The 20,889-nt window shown below is 32.8% G+C and carries 17 protein-coding genes and 1 pseudogene; 15 read left to right on the top strand and 3 right to left on the bottom strand.

Annotation, left to right across the window (positions count from 1 at the left end; all coding sequences use genetic code 11):
* Positions 1 to 438: 438 nt before the first annotated feature.
* Positions 439 to 1,143, bottom strand: a complete 705-nt coding sequence (locus ACWPW7_RS19870; protein ID WP_454054942.1) for a FadR/GntR family transcriptional regulator — start codon at positions 1,141 to 1,143, stop codon at positions 439 to 441.
* Between the two features lie 265 nt (positions 1,144 to 1,408).
* Here ACWPW7_RS19870 and ACWPW7_RS19865 point away from each other — a divergent pair, with 265 nt between their 5' ends.
* The 5 genes from ACWPW7_RS19865 (at position 1,409) to ACWPW7_RS19845 (ending at position 8,240) form a co-directional block, all read left to right on the top strand.
* On the top strand, positions 1,409 to 2,389 hold the full coding sequence (locus ACWPW7_RS19865) for a DUF5692 family protein (RefSeq protein ID WP_454054941.1): 981 nt from the start codon (positions 1,409 to 1,411) through the stop codon (positions 2,387 to 2,389).
* A gap of 23 nt (positions 2,390 to 2,412) precedes the next feature.
* Positions 2,413 to 3,084, top strand: a complete 672-nt coding sequence (gene hypB, locus ACWPW7_RS19860) for a hydrogenase nickel incorporation protein HypB (RefSeq protein WP_454054940.1) — start codon at positions 2,413 to 2,415, stop codon at positions 3,082 to 3,084.
* Positions 3,085 to 3,117: 33 nt separating this feature from the next.
* A complete protein-coding gene (locus ACWPW7_RS19855; protein ID WP_454054939.1) occupies positions 3,118 to 5,802 on the top strand; it encodes an FAD-dependent oxidoreductase in 2,685 nt (894 codons plus the stop codon).
* A gap of 39 nt (positions 5,803 to 5,841) precedes the next feature.
* Complete coding sequence (locus tag ACWPW7_RS19850) at positions 5,842 to 6,183, top strand: hydrogenase maturation nickel metallochaperone HypA/HybF (RefSeq protein ID WP_454054938.1); 342 nt, start codon at positions 5,842 to 5,844, stop codon at positions 6,181 to 6,183.
* A 797-nt stretch (positions 6,184 to 6,980) separates the two neighbouring features.
* A complete protein-coding gene (locus tag ACWPW7_RS19845) occupies positions 6,981 to 8,240 on the top strand; it encodes a cytochrome P450 (RefSeq protein ID WP_454054937.1) in 1,260 nt (419 codons plus the stop codon).
* A 61-nt stretch (positions 8,241 to 8,301) separates the two neighbouring features.
* Here the strand turns inward: ACWPW7_RS19845 and ACWPW7_RS19840 are convergent.
* Together ACWPW7_RS19840 and ACWPW7_RS19835 are read right to left on the bottom strand one after the other, a co-directional pair.
* Positions 8,302 to 10,057, bottom strand: a pseudogene (locus ACWPW7_RS19840) (peptidase domain-containing ABC transporter).
* Complete coding sequence (locus ACWPW7_RS19835; protein WP_454054936.1) at positions 10,048 to 10,428, bottom strand: cysteine peptidase family C39 domain-containing protein; 381 nt, start codon at positions 10,426 to 10,428, stop codon at positions 10,048 to 10,050. Before ACWPW7_RS19835 ends, ACWPW7_RS19840 begins: the two are co-directional and overlap by 10 nt.
* Before the next feature lie 180 nt (positions 10,429 to 10,608).
* Here ACWPW7_RS19835 and ACWPW7_RS19830 point away from each other — a divergent pair, with 180 nt between their 5' ends.
* The 10 genes from ACWPW7_RS19830 to modB all read left to right on the top strand — a co-directional run bounded on the left by ACWPW7_RS19830 (position 10,609) and on the right by modB (position 20,760).
* On the top strand, positions 10,609 to 10,740 hold the full coding sequence (locus ACWPW7_RS19830) for a hypothetical protein (RefSeq protein ID WP_454054935.1): 132 nt from the start codon (positions 10,609 to 10,611) through the stop codon (positions 10,738 to 10,740).
* 111 nt (positions 10,741 to 10,851) lie between these two features.
* Positions 10,852 to 12,390 carry a radical SAM protein gene (locus ACWPW7_RS19825; RefSeq protein ID WP_454054934.1) on the top strand — a complete coding sequence of 513 codons (1,539 nt, stop codon included), beginning with the start codon at positions 10,852 to 10,854 and terminating at the stop codon, positions 12,388 to 12,390.
* Positions 12,391 to 13,366: 976 nt separating this feature from the next.
* Entirely contained in the window at positions 13,367 to 14,299 is a 933-nt protein-coding gene (locus tag ACWPW7_RS19820) for an NTP transferase domain-containing protein (RefSeq protein WP_454054933.1), read from the top strand.
* A 114-nt stretch (positions 14,300 to 14,413) separates the two neighbouring features.
* Positions 14,414 to 15,448, top strand: a complete 1,035-nt coding sequence (locus ACWPW7_RS19815; protein WP_454054932.1) for an XdhC family protein — start codon at positions 14,414 to 14,416, stop codon at positions 15,446 to 15,448.
* 14 nt (positions 15,449 to 15,462) lie between these two features.
* Entirely contained in the window at positions 15,463 to 16,488 is a 1,026-nt protein-coding gene (locus ACWPW7_RS19810) for a molybdopterin-binding protein (protein ID WP_454054931.1), read from the top strand.
* A 2-nt stretch (positions 16,489 to 16,490) separates the two neighbouring features.
* Positions 16,491 to 16,973 carry a cyclic pyranopterin monophosphate synthase MoaC gene (gene moaC / locus ACWPW7_RS19805; protein ID WP_454054930.1) on the top strand — a complete coding sequence of 161 codons (483 nt, stop codon included), beginning with the start codon at positions 16,491 to 16,493 and terminating at the stop codon, positions 16,971 to 16,973.
* Positions 16,970 to 17,965 carry a GTP 3',8-cyclase MoaA gene (moaA, locus tag ACWPW7_RS19800; protein ID WP_454054929.1) on the top strand — a complete coding sequence of 332 codons (996 nt, stop codon included), beginning with the start codon at positions 16,970 to 16,972 and terminating at the stop codon, positions 17,963 to 17,965. The genes moaC and moaA overlap by 4 nt, the downstream gene beginning before the upstream one ends.
* Positions 17,966 to 18,027: 62 nt before the next feature.
* Positions 18,028 to 18,963, top strand: a complete 936-nt coding sequence (locus tag ACWPW7_RS19795; RefSeq protein ID WP_454054928.1) for a molybdopterin-binding protein — start codon at positions 18,028 to 18,030, stop codon at positions 18,961 to 18,963.
* Between the two features lie 21 nt (positions 18,964 to 18,984).
* A complete protein-coding gene (gene modA, locus ACWPW7_RS19790) occupies positions 18,985 to 19,803 on the top strand; it encodes a molybdate ABC transporter substrate-binding protein (RefSeq protein WP_454054927.1) in 819 nt (272 codons plus the stop codon).
* Between the two features lie 282 nt (positions 19,804 to 20,085).
* On the top strand, positions 20,086 to 20,760 hold the full coding sequence (gene modB / locus ACWPW7_RS19785) for a molybdate ABC transporter permease subunit (RefSeq protein WP_454054926.1): 675 nt from the start codon (positions 20,086 to 20,088) through the stop codon (positions 20,758 to 20,760).
* Positions 20,761 to 20,889 lie beyond the last annotated feature (129 nt).

Below are 20,889 nucleotides of genomic sequence, written 5' to 3'. Positions count from 1 at the left end.
TTTAAGTATCAGTATATATAAAAAGATGAGATTATGATGACTAGTGCTAACGCAGTGGGAATCAGTGTAGTAAAAGACTTTTAGCCATAAGCAAAATCCCTCGCAGAAACATTTGCGGGGGATTAAGCCGTTATCCTCATAAAGGAAGAGCAGATATAGATATACTAATTTAAAGATTAATATACAGCCAATAACTAATCAATTGAGAATTGACGATGGACAATTGAAAATGGTGGTTGAAATTAGTTTTAATCAAACTAATTTCTGTATAGATTTTTGTAGCGGCGAACATTGTTCGTCATTTTTTATATGTCCAATATCTGATAATGGGAATGGATTTGGGTTTTATGGAGAACACTGTTCTCCGCTACAGTTAATCAATTGTGAATTGTGAATTCAATAGTTTTAACCATAATTCGTATCTTTTATTCTTAATTTTTAATAGTAAATTTGTCTGCTGCCATTGATGGTATCATTGATGGAGGTAGTTAGCCATTCTAAAGCTTTATCTGTATCTCTTTTTTCAATGTAATCACACAAAATAGCTGTGTTTTTGTGTAAAGATTCTAAACCGTATAATCTACAGAAACGTTCCCACAAGGATAGAATGGGAACCTTAAATGAGTAGAAGATCAAAGGTATTAGTGTATTTCCGGAAAGAAAGGCAAGTTCATGTTGAAAGCTAAAGGCAATCTCAGAAGCCACTTCTGGAGAGGTTGCCTCCTCCATTTGTTTTACATATCCTTTTAATATATTAATTTCATCATCTGTAATTTTTGGAATACATAATTCTATGGCAAGTGAGTCAAATGCTATTCGAAGCTCCAAAATAGAACGTATTTCTGCTTCTCTTAATATTCCACCGTTATAATTCATAATAGAAATTAAAGTTTCCATAGTTCCGTTTCTACGATAATCAGCTACAAAGGTACCCACTCTTGGTTTAATTAATAAAAAGCCTTTTCTGGCAAGTTCTGAAATACCAGCATTGACTACAGATCTGCTGACCTGCATGGATTCAGCAAGTTCTCTTTCTGAAGGAAGCTTTTTTCCTATGGGTAGTTTGCCAGATAGAATCATAATCTCTAGTTCCTTAATAAATAATTCTTTTAACGATGGTGAACTCAATTTCTTAAACTCCATATGGTTTTATCACTCCTTTAAACTGGTTGTGGTATGTACAGAAGCCAATAATAATTATAATGTAATAGCACTAAAGAAACAAGAAAAATATAGAAAAAAAGTATTAAAAACCATGTAAAATATTGCATATAGAGCATATTTATGTTAATATTTTATCAAAACCACACCTGTTATACTGGTATGACCAGAGAAATGGAGATCATAAAATGGACAGTTTACTATCCTAGAATAGCGAAACTGGAGTAAATAAGGAGGGGGATTTGGAATGTTTATATTCAACTATGAAGGCGGTGCATCCGCAATTTCTGTGTGGCTTGTTTGGATATTGGTATTTGTTCTGTTATTTGCTTTAAATGAAGTAACAAGAAGATCCAAGGAAGCAGGATTCTTATGTTTTATTATTATGCCTATTATACTTTCTGTTCTCTGGTTTACAGTATTGAGTGACACTACTTATACTGACTGGTTTCATCTTGCTAAGGTGTATTCTTCTACCGCAGGTTGTATTGGTTTTTGGTGTATTCGTCATTTGCATGGCAAAAATAAGAACACCGGAAAAGAATGGCGTCTTTCTGACAGTCGTTTTGCACTTTGCTTCCCACCATTGATTCTTGCAATTAATATATGTGAAGCAGTAGTTCGTGACATTGAAGTAGGACTTAACTATGCACAAGGTGGATTTCTTGCTGATGAAGCAATGTATGTACTTGGAGGTCCATGGAATTTTATGAACGCAGCAGCAGGTATCATAAATATCATTGCTATCACTGGATGGTTTGGCATCTGTATCCGTAAGAAAACTGGAAAGGATGGAAGTCAGGATATGTTATGGCCAGATATGATGTGGTTCTGGATTGTAGCCTATGACATTTGGAACTTTGCATACACATATAACTGCTTACCAGGTCATGCATGGTACTGTGGATTTGCTTTACTGTTAGTTCCTACTCTATGTGCATTTACCATTGGTAAAGGTGCTTGGTTACAACATCGTGCCCACACATTAGCACTATGGTGTATGTTTGCACAAACTTTCCCATCATTTATCGATAGTGGAAAATTTGCTGTATCTTCCACATATAATACTAGTGCATTAACTATATGGAGTTTTGCAGCATTAGTAGTCAACATTGCAGTATTGATTTTCATGAGTTATAAGACTGTAAAGACCAAGAGAAATCCATACAAAAATGAACTTTATGTAGATATGAAAAAATATCAGCAAGTAAAATCATTTGCTGAATAATAAAATATTTGGGGGTTAAAATTATGGATAATTTTAGAGTTCTTGAGATTAAACAAAGTATTTTTGAAGACAATGATTGCCAAGCGAAGTTGCTTAGAGAAGATTTGAAAAAGGAGAAAACTTTTCTACTTAATTTAATGTCATCACCAGGTTCTGGTAAAACCTCAACACTTACAAGAACAATTAATGCTTTAAAGAATGAAATGAATATCGGAGTTATGGAAGCAGATATTGATTCAGATGTTGATGCTCACACTATTTCCGAAACTGGTGTAAAAGTAATTCAACTTCATACAGGTGGTATGTGTCATCTTGACGCAGATATGACAAAGCAAGGATTAATTGGCTTAGGGACTGAAAATATAGATTTTGCTATTTTAGAAAATGTGGGAAATTTGGTATGCCCTGCGGAATTTGATACCGGTGCATCAAAAAATGCCATGATTTTAAGTATACCTGAGGGTGATGATAAACCGCTGAAATATCCACTAATGTTTTCCATTGTTGATGTTCTTTTGATAAACAAAATAGATGTATTGGAATACTTCGATTTTGATTTAGAAGCATGTAAGGAAAGAGCAAAAAAATTAAATCCAAATATTAAAATTTTTGAAATTTCTGCAAAAACAGGCAAAGGAATTGATGGATGGGTAGATTGGCTACGTGCTGAAGTGAAAAAGTGGAATGAAAATTAGCATTATCATAATCTCTATTGGAGGGTAAAACTTATGGTTAAAGAAAAAGTACTTGATCTTGCCAATCATATTAGCAACAAAAAACGAGGCTCAAAAAATGAAATTAAACCAACAGATCCAGAATATATGATCCTTGAACCTGTTGTTACAGAAGAGATGGCTGAAGTGGCACTTTGTATGAAGATACGTAAAAAGACAACTGCAAAAGAGCTTGCTCCACTGTGCGGTAAATCTTTAGAGAAAACCGCTAAATTATTATTTGATTTGGCAGTTGCAGGTGTTTGTTTTGTCAATGAAATTGATGGAGTAGATCATTTTTGGTATGACACTTGGGTTCCAGGTATTATGGAAATGATGGTCAATAACAAGGAAAATGTTGCAAAATATCCTCAAATTGCAGAAGCTTTTGAGGCATACGGAAGAGTAAGAGGACCAAAAACCACAGGTAATTTTCCTGTAGGGGTAGGGCTTATGCGTGTTATTCCTATAGAAAGAGCTATTGAAGGTGAAACTAGAAGAGCATCTTATGAGGAAGTTTCTAAATACCTTAATGAAAACGATATCTTTACGGTTTCAGATTGTTCTTGTCGTACAGCGAGGGAAGTTATGGGAGAAGGATGCGGTCATTTAAAAGAAGATATGTGTATTCAGATGGGGCATGCTGCTGAATACTATATCCGTACAGGCAGAGGTCGTCAGATTAACCGTGAAGAAGCTTTTGAAATTATTAAAAGAGCGGAAGAGAACGGTTTGATGCATCAGATACCAAATTTAGATGGTTCAGGAAAAACTCATGCAATTTGCAATTGCTGCGGATGTTCCTGTCTTTCCTTGAGAACTGCTGAGATGTTTATAAATGCTGACATGGTACGTTCAAACTATGTTTCACATGTAGATAAAGATAAATGTGTTGCCTGTGGAGAATGTGTACAGAATTGTCCAGTTAATGCATTACAATTGGGTCAAAAGCTGTGTTCTAAAACAGCGGTTACTGAAGCAATAACAAGAAAAGAAACTCCACGTGATACAGAGTGGGGTCCGGAGAAATGGAATACAGATTATCGTATTAATAGAAAAAATGTAGTTGATACTGGTACGAGTCCTTGTAAAACAGAATGTCCTGCTCATATTGCAATTCAGGGTTATATTAAGTTAGCATCTCAGGGAAAATATACAGAAGCCCTTGAGCTTATCAAGTATGAAAATCCATTTCCAGCAGTATGCGGACGTATTTGCCCAAGGAAATGTGAATCTGCTTGTACCAGAGGAGATATTGATGAACCTATTGCTATTGATGACATCAAAAAATTCATTGCAGAGCAAGATCTAAATATGGAACGTCGCTATGTACCTAAACGAAGACATGAATATGGCAAAAAAATTGGTGTTATCGGTGCAGGTCCATCCGGCCTTTCTTGTGCTTATTACTTAGCTATTGATGGTTATAAGGTAACAGTATTTGAAAAACAAAATGAACTTGGTGGAATGTTAACACTTGGAATTCCGTCTTTTAGACTAGAAAAAGATGTAATTAATGCTGAAATTGATATTTTAAGAGAATTAGATGTTGAGTTTAAAACAGGTGTTGAAGTTGGTAAAGATGTAACTATTAATGACTTAAGAAGTCAAGGATATGAAGCCTTTTATCTTGCAATCGGTGCTCAGGCAGGAAGAAAACTTGGGATTGAAGGTGAAGATGCACAAGGAGTTATTACAGGCATTGATTTCTTAAGGAATGTAAATTTAGGTGACAGCTCCAAACTTGAAGGAAATGTAGTTGTAATCGGGGGAGGTAATGTTGCTATAGACGTTGCAAGAACCGCTGTAAGAGTTGATGCTTCAAAAGTAGATATGTTTTGCCTTGAAAGCCGTGAAGAAATGCCAGCTCTTGAAGAAGAGATTGACGAAGCTTTATCTGAAGATATTACAATAAATAATTCCTGGGGTCCAAAGTCTATTATTACAGAAAATGGACGTGTTATTGGTGTAGAATTTAAAAAATGTATTTCTGTTTTCGATAAAAATAGAAAGTTCAATCCACAGTATGACGAAAATCATACAATAATCGTTGATGCAGATCATGTATTGCTTTCAGTAGGCCAGGCAATGGAATGGGGTAACTTGATTACAGACAGCAAAATTGAATTAAATCCTAATAAGACAATCAAAGCTGATTCTGTTACATTACAGACAGGAGAGCCAGATATATTTGCTGGAGGAGATGTATTTACAGGTCCTAGATTTGCTATCGATGCTATTGCTTTAGGTAAAGAAGGTGCTATTTCAATACATCGTTATGTTAATTCAGGACAGAGCTTAATTATCGGTCGTGACAGAAAAGAGTATCATTCATTAGATAAATCAGAGGCTATATTTGATGGATACGATACTATTCCAAGACAGCAAGCAAGTCATGAGGATGAAAATAAATCTAAAAAAACCTTCAAGGATTTACGTGGTACTTTTACAGAAGAGCAGATGAAAAAGGAAACAGAGCGATGCCTTGGCTGTGGTGCTACTGTTGTAGATGAATTCCTCTGTGTAGGATGTGGTCAATGTACAACTAAATGCAAGTTTGATGCTATTTCACTTGTTAGAAAATATGATGGTGAAGGTGTAGCCTATGAAGATATGAAACCGGTAGTTGTTAAACAACTTCTTAAACGTAAAGGAAAAATTGCAGTTAAAAAGGTTAAGAATTTATTTATAAGTTCTTAAGTATAAGGCTTTTACCATTGTAAAGGATAGGTGATTAATTTGCATGAATTAGGTGTCGTGATTGAGGTTGTTAGGGTAGTAGAGAAAATTGCAAAAGAAAATCAATTAGCTAAAATTGATACATTGGTACTGCAAATTGGGGAGCTTTCATCAATGATTCCTATGTATATAGAGCAATGTTATCCTGCGGCAGTTGATGGTACAATATTAGAAGACACAAAATTAGAAATCGAGATATTACCGGGCAATGCTCTTTGCAAAGATTGCAACAAGGTTTTTAACCTTATTCAAAACCATAAAAAATGTCCAAACTGCGGGAGTATTCACTGGGAAATATTAAGTGGAAGAGAATTTTTTATTAAAGAAGTAATAGCCTGCTAAAATAAAAATTAGAAGACCTCTTTTAGTTATTATAATGACTAAGGGAGGTCTTTAAATTCTTCTTAAAGATATCTGTAGTGCCACAACTTAAATATAATGTCATAATTTATTCTTTGCTTTATTTGCAAGATAAGAAGTTTTACTTAAACTTAATGACATGAACTCTATAGGGTTCCTTAATGAAGATTTAACTTATGCATGATTTTAATTTCCACAACAAAAAATCTTTTCTACGAATGAAAAATTAAGAATGAAAGATGAAGAATTATGGTTAAAACTCCACGGCCAAAGCCTTTAGAGTTTTTTAAAAATAAATTTTATTTTAAGAAATTCACCTTTAGTGAGTTTTTTCCTGAATTCTTCATTCTTCATTATAAATCCTTAATTTCTAAGGATTTAAGCTGTTTTTATAGAAAATTTGTTTTCCAGGGTATATATTAAATTTTCGCATTGTATCTCTATATATTACTATTTGGCTATTCCATACTATTAATAACTTTTGTTATAACATGAAATATTGTTTTTAACTATGTAGATTCATTAAGCTCATTTGTATAGAAATACTTTTTTTACACATAATAGATTTCATGTAAAAGAATATATAAGAAAGAAGTCTTCAAAATAGAGTTGGAGCAATTTAAATGTGTAATATATTTACTTATTTGTAAGTGGTGGTTTTTTAATGTTCATGAATAAGACATAAGAATGGTATTTATTTTTATATCTAAAAAGTTATATTTCAATACTTAAAGTATATGCTGATTTTACAATTATAGTAAAAAGGAGAAGATAAGTGTATGTTAATTAAGGACTATATCGCACAGGATAAAAGTATTGACAACACTCACGCTTTGTTGCAGGAAGGATATTTGTTTATCAAAAATAGAGTTGATAAGTATCAGTCTGACATGTTTGAAACTCGCTTATTAGGACAAAAGGTAATTTGCATGACCGGTAAGCAAGCAGCAGAGTTATTTTATGACCAAGAACGGTTTCAGCGAAGCGGTGCAGCACCTAAACGGATACAAAAAACACTGTTTGGAGAGAATGCAATCCAGACTATGGATGGACAAACACACATTCATCGAAAGAATCTTTTTATGTCACTTATGACCCAACCACATCAAGAGAAATTAGCTGAACTTGTAATGAAGAAATGGGAAGCTACTATAAGTAAATGGCAGGTTAGCAAGGAGATTGTGCTTTTTGATGAAGCAAAAGAAATTTTATGCCAGGTAGCATGTCAGTGGGCAGGAGTTCCACTACATGAATCAGAAATAAAGAATCGGGCAGAGGACTTTAGTTCAATGGTTGATGCCTTAGGGGCGATTGGACCGCGGTACTGGAAAGGAAAAATGGCAAGATATAGAGCTGAAAAGTGGATAGAGGGGATTATTGAAGATGTTCGCTCTGGTAGATTGGAAGCTGAAGAATGTTCAGCATTATACGCTATGGCTTTTCATAAGGAGCTTGATGGTAGTCAGATGGATACTCAAATGGCGGCTATAGAACTTATTAATGTATTACGACCTATTGTTGCTATTTCAACTTTTATTACCTTTGCAGCCTTAGCTTTATATGAGCATCCAGAATGTAAAAAAAAGTTGCGTTCTGGTGACAACAACTATCTTGAAATGTTTGTGCAAGAAGTCCGCAGGTACTATCCTTTCGGTCCTTTTATTGGTGCAAGAGTGCGAAAGGATTTTATATTAAATGAATACGAATTTAAAAAAGAAATGCTCGTGATACTTGATATGTACGGTACTAACCATGATTCACGTATATGGGAAAAACCTGATGAATTTAATCCGGAGCGGTTTAAAGAGTGGAAAGGAAGTTTATTTGATTTTATCCCTCAAGGTGGAGGTGACCCTTCTAAGACACACCGTTGTCCAGGTGAGGGTATTACCATAGAAATTATGAGAGGAAGCTTAGATTTCCTTGTTAACAAAATTGAGTTTGAAGCCTCAGAGCAAGATTTAGGCTATAGTCTGGTAAGAATACCCACATTGCCGAAAAGTGGATTTATTATAAGTAATGTTAAAAGAAAATTATAAAATAGATTCCTGCATTTGAAGTATTTTCAATTACACTTGAAAATACTTCAAAGCATATATTTTAATCATTCAATTGTTTATGCCAGAGCTTATAATATTCTCCACTTTCCTCTATAAGTTTTTGATGAGACCCTTTTTCTATTACTTTCCCATTCTTTATAACATAAATAACATCACAGGAAGTTATAAACTTCAATTTATGAGCTACAATTATGGTAGTTTTATTCATTGCATACTCCAATATAGTTTCTTCAACAATTTTTTCAGTTATAGAATCCAGATTGCTAGTGGCCTCATCTAGTAGAAATATATCTGGATTTTTTAATAAAGCTCTTGCTATAGAAAGCCTTTGCTTTTGACCTCCTGATAAATTAGTTCCATTTTCATCTATGATAGTATCATATTTATTAGGAAGAGAACTTATGAAGTCATCTATATGAACTTTTTTACAAACTTCAATTATTTCGTAATCTTTTATAAAAAAATCTCCCATACGTAGATTTTCTTTTATAGTTCCATTGAAGAAAAACAGGGTTTGAGAAACATATCCAATTTTTTTCTTAAATAATCAAGATCTATGTCATCTATATTAATATTATTTATAAATATATTTCCTTTTTCTATGGAGTAAAAATTCATTAAAAGCTTTGTTAAAGTGGTTTTGCCTGAACCACTTTCACCTACAAAGGCAATTCTTTCACCAGATTTTATATCAATATTAATATTATTTAACACAGGGCTATCTGAATTGTACTGAAAGGAAAGATTTTCAAATCTAATATTTCCTTTTAAAGAAGGTTTTAAAGAACCTTTATACTTTATCTTTTCTTTCTCAATATTTAATATATTTTCAACTCTTTCTGCCGCAACTATTGCTGTTTGAATAGATGGCTGCAGGTTTATTATGCTTTCTATTGGGTTTAAAAAATATACAAGTAGAGCGTTAAAGGTTAGGAGCTCACCTAAAGTTAAATTTCCCCTTATTACTTCTATTCCACCAATCCAAAAGATCACTACGTTAAATATAACTTTAATATAGGCTTTTAAAGAACTTTGTAGGTTGGTAGTCCATCCTCTTTTTAGAGCATTTCTTGCCAAATTTAAAAATTTCTTTTCCGCTTTAAGCTTTGTTTCATTTTCCGTATTAAAAGCTTTGATAGTATCTATTCCGTTTAGTGATGATATTAAATATGAAGTAAGATTTGATCCACTTTCCATAGTTTTTCTATTTATATCTTCTAAAGGTTTTCTAAAAAGTATACTATTATGCCATAAAAAACAATGGGAATAATGGTTACTAAAAATAATATAGCATTTTGGCGATAAAGCATAGTTCCACCTATAATTGCCATAAGAACATCTATCATAATTGCTAAAGCTACATTACATATAGCATCCCTTATTTTTCCTGAATCATTAAATCTTGATATTATATCTCCAACTTCTCTTCTATCAAAGAAGTTCATAGGTAAGTCAACAACGTGTTCATAATAGCCGAGCATAAGCCCTATATCTATATTTTGTCCAAGATATAACAGAAGCTGAGTTCTAAATAATTCAAATAAAGTTTTAAAGGTGAAAAGCAAAATAAATAAAAGAGAAAATTTAGTTAATAAATCCTTAGAATTATTAGGAATTATTTTATCAATAAGAAACTTAAAATAAAATGCTCCTATTACACCAAAAATTGTTATGAGTAATGAACTAAAAAATATTTTTATAATAAACTTTTTTTGATATCTTAGGATGGCAGAAAATTTCTTAAATAGCCCTTTCTTTTCTGAATCTAACTGTATTTTAGGGATGATTATAAACATAATACCATTCCATATATCCATAAATTCAGCAAAAGAAAAGCTTGTAACACCTTTTTGGGAATATATGCTATTATTTTATCATTATTTATTTTCTTTATGACTATGTAATGATTGATTTCATTTTCATTTATATATGCTATTGCAGGTATAGGACAATAAGATAATATATCTTCAATATTATTTCCTTTAAGCTGTTTAATGGAAAATCCTAGTTTATCTTCTAAATTCGTAATATTTAAATCTTCTTCTTTATAATTTATAATGCTGTTAATTTTAGACACAGAGATTTTAGTACCAAAATGTTTGCATAATGCTGACATACATAGGGCAAAAGATTCTCTATTTTCTTTATCATAAGTTGCTTTTTCCATACTTACCACTCCTTCTTAATAGCTAGTTCTAAAGTTCCATCAATATAATTGTTAAATCTTGTGCAAAAGCTTGTCTTTTCTATCTATACATTATACAATAATATACAGTTAAATAATATATTTACATTAAATATATTATTTAGTATTAATGTAAAATAAATATAGAAAGGGGGCATTTATGTGGATATCAAAGAATTAACTAAAGGTCTTGAGGAGTTTATATCTACAGATGAAGTTACACAATCACTTAACACAATGGGGGATAATTCTAAACCAGAACCTCTATATGGAATTCCACCAGTAGAAATTTAGGAAATATCATAAGCAATATTGGGAATGGCTTAAGTCATTCCCAATATCTTAATTCTAAATCTTTTATATAATAGACAATAAATAATAACATGCTTAAGAGGGAGGATGGTTATGAAATATAAGCCAATAACTGGTGTATGGGAAATAACGATGGGATGCAATATGCGTTGTAAACATTGTGGATCAATATGTGAAAGCCCACAAAGTGACGAACTAACGACGAAGGAAGCTTTAAGTTTATGTGAAGAACTTGGAACATTAGGTTTTAAACATATAACTCTATCTGGAGGAGAACCTACCACAAGAGATGATTGGCATATTATAGCAAAGGTACTTAGGGATAATGGTATTATTCCAACTATGATAACCAATGGATGGCTTATAAATGAAGAAATTATTGATAAGGCTATTGAAGCAGGAATAAATACTATTGCTATAAGTATAGATGGTTTGGAAGAAACTCATGATTTTATGAGAAAGGCTGATTCCTTTCAAAGATCTATAAAAGCTCTTAAGCTTATGAAAGATAAAGGCATGTACTCTGCAGTAATAACTACAGTAAATAAAAAGAATATAAATCAGTTAGAAGATATGAAAAATGTATTCATAGAAAGCGGAGTAACTACATGGCAGCTTCAAATTGGTATGCCAATGGGAAATTTAAAAGAAAACTGTGAATTAGTTTTAGATAACGAGGGAATTGATACAATAATCGATTTTGGATATAAAAATTTAAATGATAATAAAATAAAAATACACTTTGCGGATTGCATAGGATATTATAATACAAAAGAAATGGAAGTAAGAAAGACTTCTTCTAATAATGATTACATATGGCAAGGCTGCGGAGCTGGAAAGCATAGCTTAGGTATTTTATGTAATGGGGATATAGTGGGATGCACTTCTATAAGAAATAAAGAATTTATTGAAGGAAATATAAGAAAGACTTCTCTAAAGGATATATGGACAAATTCTGAAACTTTTAAATGGAATAGAGAAATTACAAAAGAAAAAATAGATGGATTTTGTAGTAAATGTAATTATGGGGATATATGCCTTGGTGGATGCTCTAATACAAGATTATGTATGGAGAATAGTATATACAAAGAAAATAGATATTGTTCATATTACATAGCCATGGATAGAAAAAGAGAAGAAATAAAAGCTATAAATGATATAGATAATCTATTTGAAAATGCAGAAAAATTAGCAGAAATTGGACAATTTCAATTATCTGAACTTTTATTAGAAAGAGCAGCTCATTTAGAAAAGGAGAATATAAAGCTTTTAAATCTTTATGCCTACGTAAATTTTATGCTAAAGAATTATACTATAGCTAAGGAGATAAATGAAAAAATTCTTAAAATAAATCACAATGATATATATGCAAATAAAGGGTTAGGCCTAACATTATGCAAATTGGGGGAAGTTGAAAATGGCATAAATTATCTTAAAAATGCTGTGAAACTTACGGATCATAACTATATGGATCCTTACCATGACTGTGCAGCAACCCTTATGGAACATGATAAAATAGACGAAGCAAAGGGCATTTTAGAGCAGGCCAGACATATGTCATTAGATTTTGCTAAAGCAAATAAGGATCTATATGACAAATTAAATATATCTGCTATAGCGGAAGAAAAATAGGATTAAATAAAGTTTTATAGAAAATGCATGAAAATCTTCGTTGTTTATTTCAGAGGATGTAAGGGAATTAAATTAAGGTGGCTCTATGCCATCTTAATTTAATATTACACCTATTATAGATGTACTACTCCTAAATTTAATCTATCTCTAAAAATAATTAACACTTATGGTATTCCGTTAAAACTATTAAATTCAAAATTCACAGTTCACAATTCACAATTTTGGATATTTCTCAGTAATAACTGAGAAATTTAGAATTGATTAACCGTAGCGGCGAACGGTGTTCGCCATATATTATTGAATAAATATTAAACTATAAGACGTATTAAAAAGAACTGGCGAACACTGTTCGCATCTACAATAAAACATCAGCAAATGTAGCCTCTCTATAGTATTAGTTAAATTTATTAGTATTGTTCCGAGCTATACTGCACCTCAGGGGAACCCTAAAGGGCTTCACTACTGTTCCCCAGAGGTGGAAAACTAGCAATACATTGCTAGTAAAAATTAGTTTAAGAAATTAATTTGTAAAAAATAATTTCAATCTTAATTGTGAATTTTGCATTGCGAATTGAAATATTTGAGGGTGTAGCTATGGAAAATAGTGATATAAAAAAGATTGATTTTAAGCGGTGTATCAAAAAGAGTGTGGGTTAGTTTGGAAATAAATGATAAATTTGGGTTGAAAATAATTATTAAATAGAGTATTTACAATGTTCTGACAAAGGAGTATTATGTGTCTATAATAGTTGATATCATGTAGACATACTTTCTACATGATTAGGAAGTATGGATGAATGATTGAGTTGAAGCTTACAACAATAGCTTAGCTCCACAAAATAATTCAAAATCCTATTAAAATAAGCTATTAGTTGTAGACATTCACGGTAAATTGCATTTATAGATGGTCTTAATTCATATTAATAAGAATGGTCACAGGGCAGAAGTTCTCTGTGCATTAGAATGAGAGGGTATTATGAAGGGAGCAATAATTGTAGCAGCAGGTATGTCTTCTAGAATGGGTGAATTTAAGCCCATGATGCCAGTAGGTTCTATTACAATGATTGAGCGGATTATCCATACCACGGAAGCAGCTGGTGTAGATTATATTGTGGTTATTACCGGTAATAATGCCGAACAACTGGAAAATAAACTTCGTCATATGGGAATAATCTTTTTAAGAAATGAAGATTATGCTCAAACTGACATGTTCGAATCAGCCAAAATTGGATTAGAGCATTTAAAAGACAAATGTGAAAAGATTATTTTTACTCCAGCGGATATTCCTCTATTTACTGTTGAAACTGTAAGAGTATTATTACAGTCAGATGCCATGGTTGCAGTACCTGTTTTCCAAGGAAGGAATGGTCATCCAATTCTATTGAATTGTAAAGTTTTAGATAACATTTTATCTTACAAGGGAAAGGGTGGTCTTAGAAAAGCCATTAAAAATTGTGGTTATAATAAGACACTAATCCAAGTAGATGATAAAGGTGTTTTAATGGATACGGATACCAAAGAAGATTATGAAGAGACATTAAAATCTCACACCAATCAGCTTTTTAGAGCACAGATAAAAATAAGGTTGGCGAAAGAAACACCATTTTTTGATTCCAGTTCTGCTAGTTTAATGAAACAGATTCAATATACTGGCTCGGTACGGTATGCCTGTCAGAACCTAAATCTATCTTACAGTAAAAGTTGGAATATGATAAAAAACATGGAGAAGGAGTTAGGGTTTAAGGTAGTAAATAGACAACAAGGCGGTATAGGCGGAGGATACACTACTTTAACAGAGAAAGGATCAAAACTTTTAGAACACTATGAGTGCTTTGAGAAAGAGATTAATGAAATTGTTGATGAAAAGTTCAGAGAATATTTTATGGAAGATATTTTAGAAAAAACGTAATAAAATAATAAAACAAATTTTTTTTTAAAAGCGAGTTGTATTAAAAAACAATTCGATATTTTACTATGAAAATGAAATATTTTTAGAACAAAATATGATAAGGAGTAATCAGAGATGAATAAAAACATCTATGTACAAGTTCAAGAGGCTTTACAAAAGGGACAAAGAGTAAATATTGTGACAACCTTTTCAGGACAAGAAGGCAGAATTCATGATGACCTATCAAAAAAGCTTATATTAGATGAGATAACAGGAGAATCTATCATAAAACCTGTTGCTCTTAAAGAAGATAAAAGTATATCTTTTTATGAACCCATTGCTTTAAAGGATAGACTGATTATACTTGGAGGCGGTCATGTTGCACTGCCTTTATGTGAATTTGCATCTAAGGCAGGCTTTCATGTAACTGTGATAGATGATAGGCCAGAATTTGCAAATCATCTGCGATTTCCATGGGCTAGTGAAGTAATTTGTGAGGGCTTTAAGCCTGCATTAAGAAAGTTATCTATAAAGGATACAGATTATATTACCGTTATAACCAGAGGACATCGTTATGATGCAGATTGTTTGAGATATGTATTGGGGCATGCTCAACCATTTTATCTAGGGATGATAGGATCAAAAAGAAGAGTAAAAGGCCTTTTTCAGATTTTAGAAGAAGAGGGATACGATAGAGATAAAATAGGTGAAATTTGTTCACCTATTGGACTGGATATTGGAGCAGTTCTTCCAGATGAGATTGCTATCTCAATTTTAGCAGAATTAATTTCATATAAACGAGGAAGCAATATTCGAAGAAGTAATAGAAATATGAAAAAGGATGTTGTTAACTCTGACTTAGATTCTGATGTTATCACATATTTAGCTTCATTAAAAGAACCAGCAGCTATTGTAACTGTAATGAGTACAAAAGGGTCTACTCCAAGAAGTGTAGGTGCTAAGATGGTTGTTAATTCATATGGAAAAGTATATGGAAGTATTGGTGGAGGATGCGCGGAAAAAGACATCATAAACATAGCAATTCAAATTATAGGAACAGGAAAATATCAAGTGGTACATCAAGATTTAACAGGAGAAGTTGCTGAAAGTGAAGGTATGGTCTGCGGAGGAACCATGGATATTCTTATAGAAGATTTTATTATTAATTGATTGGAGAAAAGGTTATGAAATTAATAAAAACAGAAGATGCAGTGGGACATGTTCTATGCCATGATATTACCCAGATTATTCGCGGTGTTACAAAGGATACTGTATTTCGAAAGGGTCATATCGTTACTAGGGAAGATATTCCTGTATTATTAAGTGTTGGAAAGGATCATCTTTATATATGGGAAAACAAAGAGGGAATGCTTCATGAAAATGAAGCAGCAGAGATATTATGTTCTATTTGTCGAGGAAATCATATAGAGAGATCCGATGTTAAGGAAGGTAAAATTGAGTTAATTGCCTCATGTGACGGACTTCTTAAAATAGATAATGAAAAATTAAAACAAATCAATAGGTTAGGGCAGATGATGATTGCCACAAGACATGGTAATTTTCCAGTACAAAAAGGAGATAAATTAGCTGGAACTAGAATTATTCCTTTAGTAATTGAAAAAGAGAAGATGGAAGCAGCAAAGAGATTATGTGGAGAAGAACCTATTCTAAATGTATTGCCTTTTTCTCATAAAAAGGTTGGAATTATTACCACTGGCAATGAAGTGTATTATGGAAGAATAGAAGACACATTCACCCCTGTTTTAGAGGAAAAACTGGCGGAATATGATGTAGAGATTATAAAACATGTTACCTTAGATGACAACCATGAGAAGATAACCATGAATTGTTTGAGTATGATTGAAGAAGGAGTTGATCTTATTCTTTGTACAGGGGGAATGAGTGTAGACCCTGATGATAAAACTCCTCTGGCAATTAAGAATACTGGTGCTAAGATAATATCCTACGGTGCCCCAGTTCTACCGGGCGCTATGTTCTTATTGGCATATTATAAAAACACTATACCAATCCTTGGACTTCCAGGATGTGTGATGTATTCTAAGAAAACAATCTTTGATTTAATTCTTCCAAGAATTATGGCAGATGATAAAGTTACAGAAGAGGAACTTGCGGCATTAGGGCAAGGAGGATTATGTTTGTCTTGTCCAATCTGTACATTCCCAAACTGTGGATTTGGAAAAGGGGTATAAACATGGAATTTACACATTTTGATTCTAAGGGTAATGCAGTAATGGTAGATGTCGGTGAAAAGCCAGATACTCTGCGAGAAGCAATTGCTAAGGGACGTATTCATATGGGCAAGGAATGCCTTGAGAAAATTGTAAACAAAACTGTAGAAAAAGGTGACGTATTAAGTGTGGCTAGAATTGCTGGAATTATGGGGGCAAAACGAACTTCTGAATTAATTCCCTTATGCCATGTTCTAAACCTGACAAAATTAGAAATTAATTTTGAGATAAAGGAAGAGAGCTGTGAAATTGAAGCATGTTGTATTGGGAGAACTTATGGAAAAACCGGAGTAGAAATGGAAGCACTTACTGGAGTATCTATTGCACTTCTTACAATTTATGATATGTGTAAAGCTGTAGACAAAACCATGGAGATTGGAAATATTCGTTTAAGCCAAAAGTCTGGAGGAAAAAGCGGGCTATTTCAGAATCCCAAAGATATATGATGAAGCGGAAAGGTGCAAGTGTTAATATGATTGATTCTTATGGAAGAATAATTGATTATATGAGAATTTCTATTACAGATAGGTGCAATCTTCGATGCAAATACTGTATGCCAAATGGAATTGAATGGACTTCCATGAATGAGATACTAACTTTTGAAGAGATTGAAAGGATTTGCAAAAGTGCAGCTTCTCTTGGCATTCATTCCATAAAGATTACAGGAGGGGAACCGCTTGTAAGGAAGGATTGTGCGAAGTTAGTTGGTATGATAAAGAAAATACCTGGTATAGAGAAAGTAACCATAACTACCAATGGAGTTTTACTATCGGAGTATCTTGAAGATTTGATAACAGCAGGGATTGATGGTATTAATGTTAGTCTAGATACTTTAAAGCCTGATATATTTTATGAAATAACAGGACTAAATGCTTTAGATAAAGTTATAGAAGGAATAAAAAAAGCGGTTGAGAAAAAGATTCCGATTAAGATAAATAGTGTATTAATGGAAGAAAAAAATGGTGAGGAGTGGAGAAAATTAATTCAGTTCTCAAACAAGATACCTGTTGATGTAAGATTTATTGAGATGATGCCAATAGGTTATGGAAGAAAATTTAAAGCAGTTAATAATGAAGAATTATTGCTTAGAATAAAACAAGAATATCCAAGCATAGAAAAAGACATGAAAAAACATGGTAATGGCCCTGCTATTTATTATCATATTCCAGGATTTAATGGCAGCATAGGATTTATCAGTGCAATGCATGGTAAGTTCTGTAAAGGATGTAATCGAATTAGGATTACGGTAAAAGGCTTTATGAAACCTTGTTTATGCTATGAGAGCGGAGCTGATCTTAAAGAAGTTTTAAGAAATGGGAGTCAAATGGAATTATTAGATAACATGAAAGAAGTTATCAAAAATAAACCAAAAGCTCATTGCTTTGACCATCTTGAGAAAATTACAGAAGGAGAGGCTATGGTTAAAATTGGAGGATAGGATTAGAAGCTGCTGTTAAGAAACTAGGCTTAAATTCATGAATGAAAGGTTAGATAAATCATATGGGAATAATAAAAGGAATATGTATCAGCGAAAAGCGAGGTACTAAAAAACGAGAGATTGAAGAGGCAAATTTTATAGAAAATTGGGGAATTGAAGATGATGCTCATGCTGGCAATTGGCATCGTCAAGTAAGTCTTCTTTCCTTTGATAAAATTGAAGCATTTCGAGAAAAAGGAGCAAATGTTTCTTTGGGGGATTTTGGAGAAAATCTTATTGTAGAAGGTTTTGATTTCAGAAACCTGCCTGTTGGTACTAGATTTCATTGTGGAGAAGTAGTTCTTGAGATGACTCAAATCGGAAAAGAGTGTCATAGTCATTGTCAGATATATAAAGCAATGGGAGACTGTATAATGCCAAGAGAAGGTGTATTTGCAAAGGTATTACATGGAGGGAGAATGAAAGTGGAAGATGAAATGAACATGGAATTACCTTCTGTGGATGCAAAACTTACTGCGGCTGTTATTACATTAAGTGATAAGGGCTTTAAGGGAGAGAGAGAAGATGAAAGTGGTCCTGCAATTGTTACTATACTAAAAGAAGCAGGTTATGAGATTATGGAAACCATGATTCTTCCAGATGAACAAAAAGAAATTGAAAGAAATCTAATTCGATTGGCGGATCAAAGACAGGTTAACTTAATATTGACTACAGGAGGAACAGGATTTTCTATTAGAGATTGCACGCCAGAGGCAACTATGACAGTTGCTACTAGAAATGCTCCAGGTATTGCAGAGGCAATTCGATATGGTTCAATGAATATTACAAAGAGAGCTATGTTAGGCAGGGGCGCATCTGTTATTCGCAATGAAACAATTATAGTAAATCTTCCAGGAAGCAAAAAAGCTGTAATAGAAAGCCTGAGATTTATCATAGATGAGCTAGAACATGGAATTAGAATTTTAAAAGGATCTAGTTCAGACTGTGCAAGAAAATAGAATATTGATGGGGGTAAAAAAATGAAAAAAAATCGTTTAGTTAAGGGGATAGCAGCAATGTTGGCTGCAATGGTTGTGATGACAGGATGTTCAAGTGCCAAGAAGAACACAGCAGAGAATGAAACGAAAGAAAAGGCTCATGAGGATGTAACTATTATGTTGGCTGCAGCAGCAAGTCTTGAGAATGCATATAAGGATAAAATTATTCCAGCATTCCAAGAAAAGTATCCATGGGTTAAAGTGGAAGGTACTTATGATAGTTCAGGAAAGTTACAGAAACAGATTGAAGAAGGGCTGGATGCAGATGTATTCATGTCTGCTGCTACAAAACAAATGAATGCACTAAAAGATAAAAAGCTGGTAGATGAAGATACTATTGTAGACGTATTAGAAAATAAGGTAGTACTAATTGTTCCAGCAGATGGAGATTCAAAAGTAAAAGATTTTAAAGATATCACTAATGCTGATGCAATTGCAATTGGAGATCCTGAAAGCGTACCAGCAGGACAATATGCAAAAGAGGTATTAACTAATTTAGGTAATTGGGATGAAGTAAGCAAAAAGGCAAGCCTTGGAACCAACGTAACTGAAGTTTTGAACTGGGTTGCAGAAAAAAGTGCAGATGCAGGTATTGTATATGGCTCTGATGTTATTAGCACAGATAAGGTTAAGGTAATTGCAGAAGCTCCAGAAGAAAGCTTAAAAACAAAAGTAATATATCCTGCAGCAATAGTAACAAATTCTAAAAAGAAAGAAGCAGCACAGCTTTTAGTTGATTTCCTTACTTCTGATGAAGTAAGCACAATTTTTAAAGAATATGGCTTTACGCCAAATAAATAATGGAACTATGTAAAAACAGCATATATAAGGTAAGGAAAACTATATAAAATAATTGAGTTTTATATTATAGCAACTAAAACTATTAGATTCACAATTTATAAATTTGAATTGATTTTGTAGCGGCGAACAGTGTTCGCCACATACCTAGCAAATGCATTGCTAGGTATAAATATATTAAAGAAATTATTTTGCTTAAAAATAATTTCATCCTTAATTGTGCATTTTGCATTGTGAATTGTGCATTGACTTAAGTTGTGAATTAAAATAAGTAAGGAGCGCACTATGGATATATCACCAATTTTGATTTCTATAAAAACCGCTGTTGTTTCAATTATAATTACATTTTTTTTAGGCATATTGGCAGCGAGGGCAGTGATTGGATTAAATAATGAAAAAAGTAAAATGATATGGGACGGAATCTTGACTATGCCTATGGTGCTGCCTCCAACAGTTGCAGGCTTCTTTTTACTTCTTATCTTCGGAGTAAATGGACCAGTTGGTAAATTATTTATTGATTATTTTGATGTCAAGATTGCATTTTCATGGACGGCAACTGTAATAGCAGCAGTTGTTATCTCTTTTCCGCTAATGTACCGTTCCGCAAAAGGGGCATTTGAACAAGTAGATGGTAACTTAATGGATGCGGCAAGAACACTTGGAAGATCTGAGTGGTGGATATTTTGGAAAGTATTATTGCCCAATGCTTTACCCGGTGTAGTATCCGGTGGAATCCTTGCTTTTGCAAGAGGATTAGGAGAATTTGGTGCAACTGCAATGATTGCAGGTAATATTGCAGGTAAAACTAGAACATTATCCTTGGCAGTTTATTCTAACGTGGCAGCAGGAAATATGGATAATGCGTACCAATATGTTTGGATTCTTGTTGTTATATCTTTTGCTATTGTGGTATTAATGAATTATTTTGCTGTAAAGCAATATAATAAACGGCGAAAATAGTGAAATATATTTTAGAAAGCCAGTGAAGAAAAGGAATAACTCTAAAAATTTTATATAGAGTTCCCTAATGAAAATTTAACTTATGCATGATTTTAATTTCCATAACAGAAATTCTTTTCTATAAATGAA

The sequence above is a fragment of the Clostridium sp. Marseille-Q7071 genome (assembly GCF_965112025.1).
This window is presented reverse-complemented; position numbering and strand designations above follow the sequence as displayed.

What these genes read in the sequence shown, in the direction of transcription:
- ACWPW7_RS19820 (WP_454054933.1), top strand. Translation starts at nt 13,367, where the DNA reads ATGAAGGGAGCAATAATTGTAGCAGCAGGTATGTCTTCTAGAATGGGT.
- ACWPW7_RS19855 (WP_454054939.1), top strand. Translation starts at nt 3,118, where the DNA reads ATGGTTAAAGAAAAAGTACTTGATCTTGCCAATCATATTAGCAACAAA.
- modA (WP_454054927.1), top strand. Translation starts at nt 18,985, where the DNA reads ATGAAAAAAAATCGTTTAGTTAAGGGGATAGCAGCAATGTTGGCTGCA.
- ACWPW7_RS19865 (WP_454054941.1), top strand. Translation starts at nt 1,409, where the DNA reads ATGTTTATATTCAACTATGAAGGCGGTGCATCCGCAATTTCTGTGTGG.
- ACWPW7_RS19810 (WP_454054931.1), top strand. Translation starts at nt 15,463, where the DNA reads ATGAAATTAATAAAAACAGAAGATGCAGTGGGACATGTTCTATGCCAT.
- modB (WP_454054926.1), top strand. Translation starts at nt 20,086, where the DNA reads ATGGATATATCACCAATTTTGATTTCTATAAAAACCGCTGTTGTTTCA.
- moaC (WP_454054930.1), top strand. Translation starts at nt 16,491, where the DNA reads ATGGAATTTACACATTTTGATTCTAAGGGTAATGCAGTAATGGTAGAT.
- ACWPW7_RS19825 (WP_454054934.1), top strand. Translation starts at nt 10,852, where the DNA reads ATGAAATATAAGCCAATAACTGGTGTATGGGAAATAACGATGGGATGC.
- moaA (WP_454054929.1), top strand. Translation starts at nt 16,970, where the DNA reads ATGATGAAGCGGAAAGGTGCAAGTGTTAATATGATTGATTCTTATGGA.
- ACWPW7_RS19870 (WP_454054942.1), bottom strand. Translation starts at nt 1,143, where the DNA reads ATGGAGTTTAAGAAATTGAGTTCACCATCGTTAAAAGAATTATTTATT.
- hypB (WP_454054940.1), top strand. Translation starts at nt 2,413, where the DNA reads ATGGATAATTTTAGAGTTCTTGAGATTAAACAAAGTATTTTTGAAGAC.
- ACWPW7_RS19835 (WP_454054936.1), bottom strand. Translation starts at nt 10,428, where the DNA reads ATGGAAAAAGCAACTTATGATAAAGAAAATAGAGAATCTTTTGCCCTA.
- ACWPW7_RS19815 (WP_454054932.1), top strand. Translation starts at nt 14,414, where the DNA reads ATGAATAAAAACATCTATGTACAAGTTCAAGAGGCTTTACAAAAGGGA.
- ACWPW7_RS19845 (WP_454054937.1), top strand. Translation starts at nt 6,981, where the DNA reads ATGTTAATTAAGGACTATATCGCACAGGATAAAAGTATTGACAACACT.
- ACWPW7_RS19795 (WP_454054928.1), top strand. Translation starts at nt 18,028, where the DNA reads ATGGGAATAATAAAAGGAATATGTATCAGCGAAAAGCGAGGTACTAAA.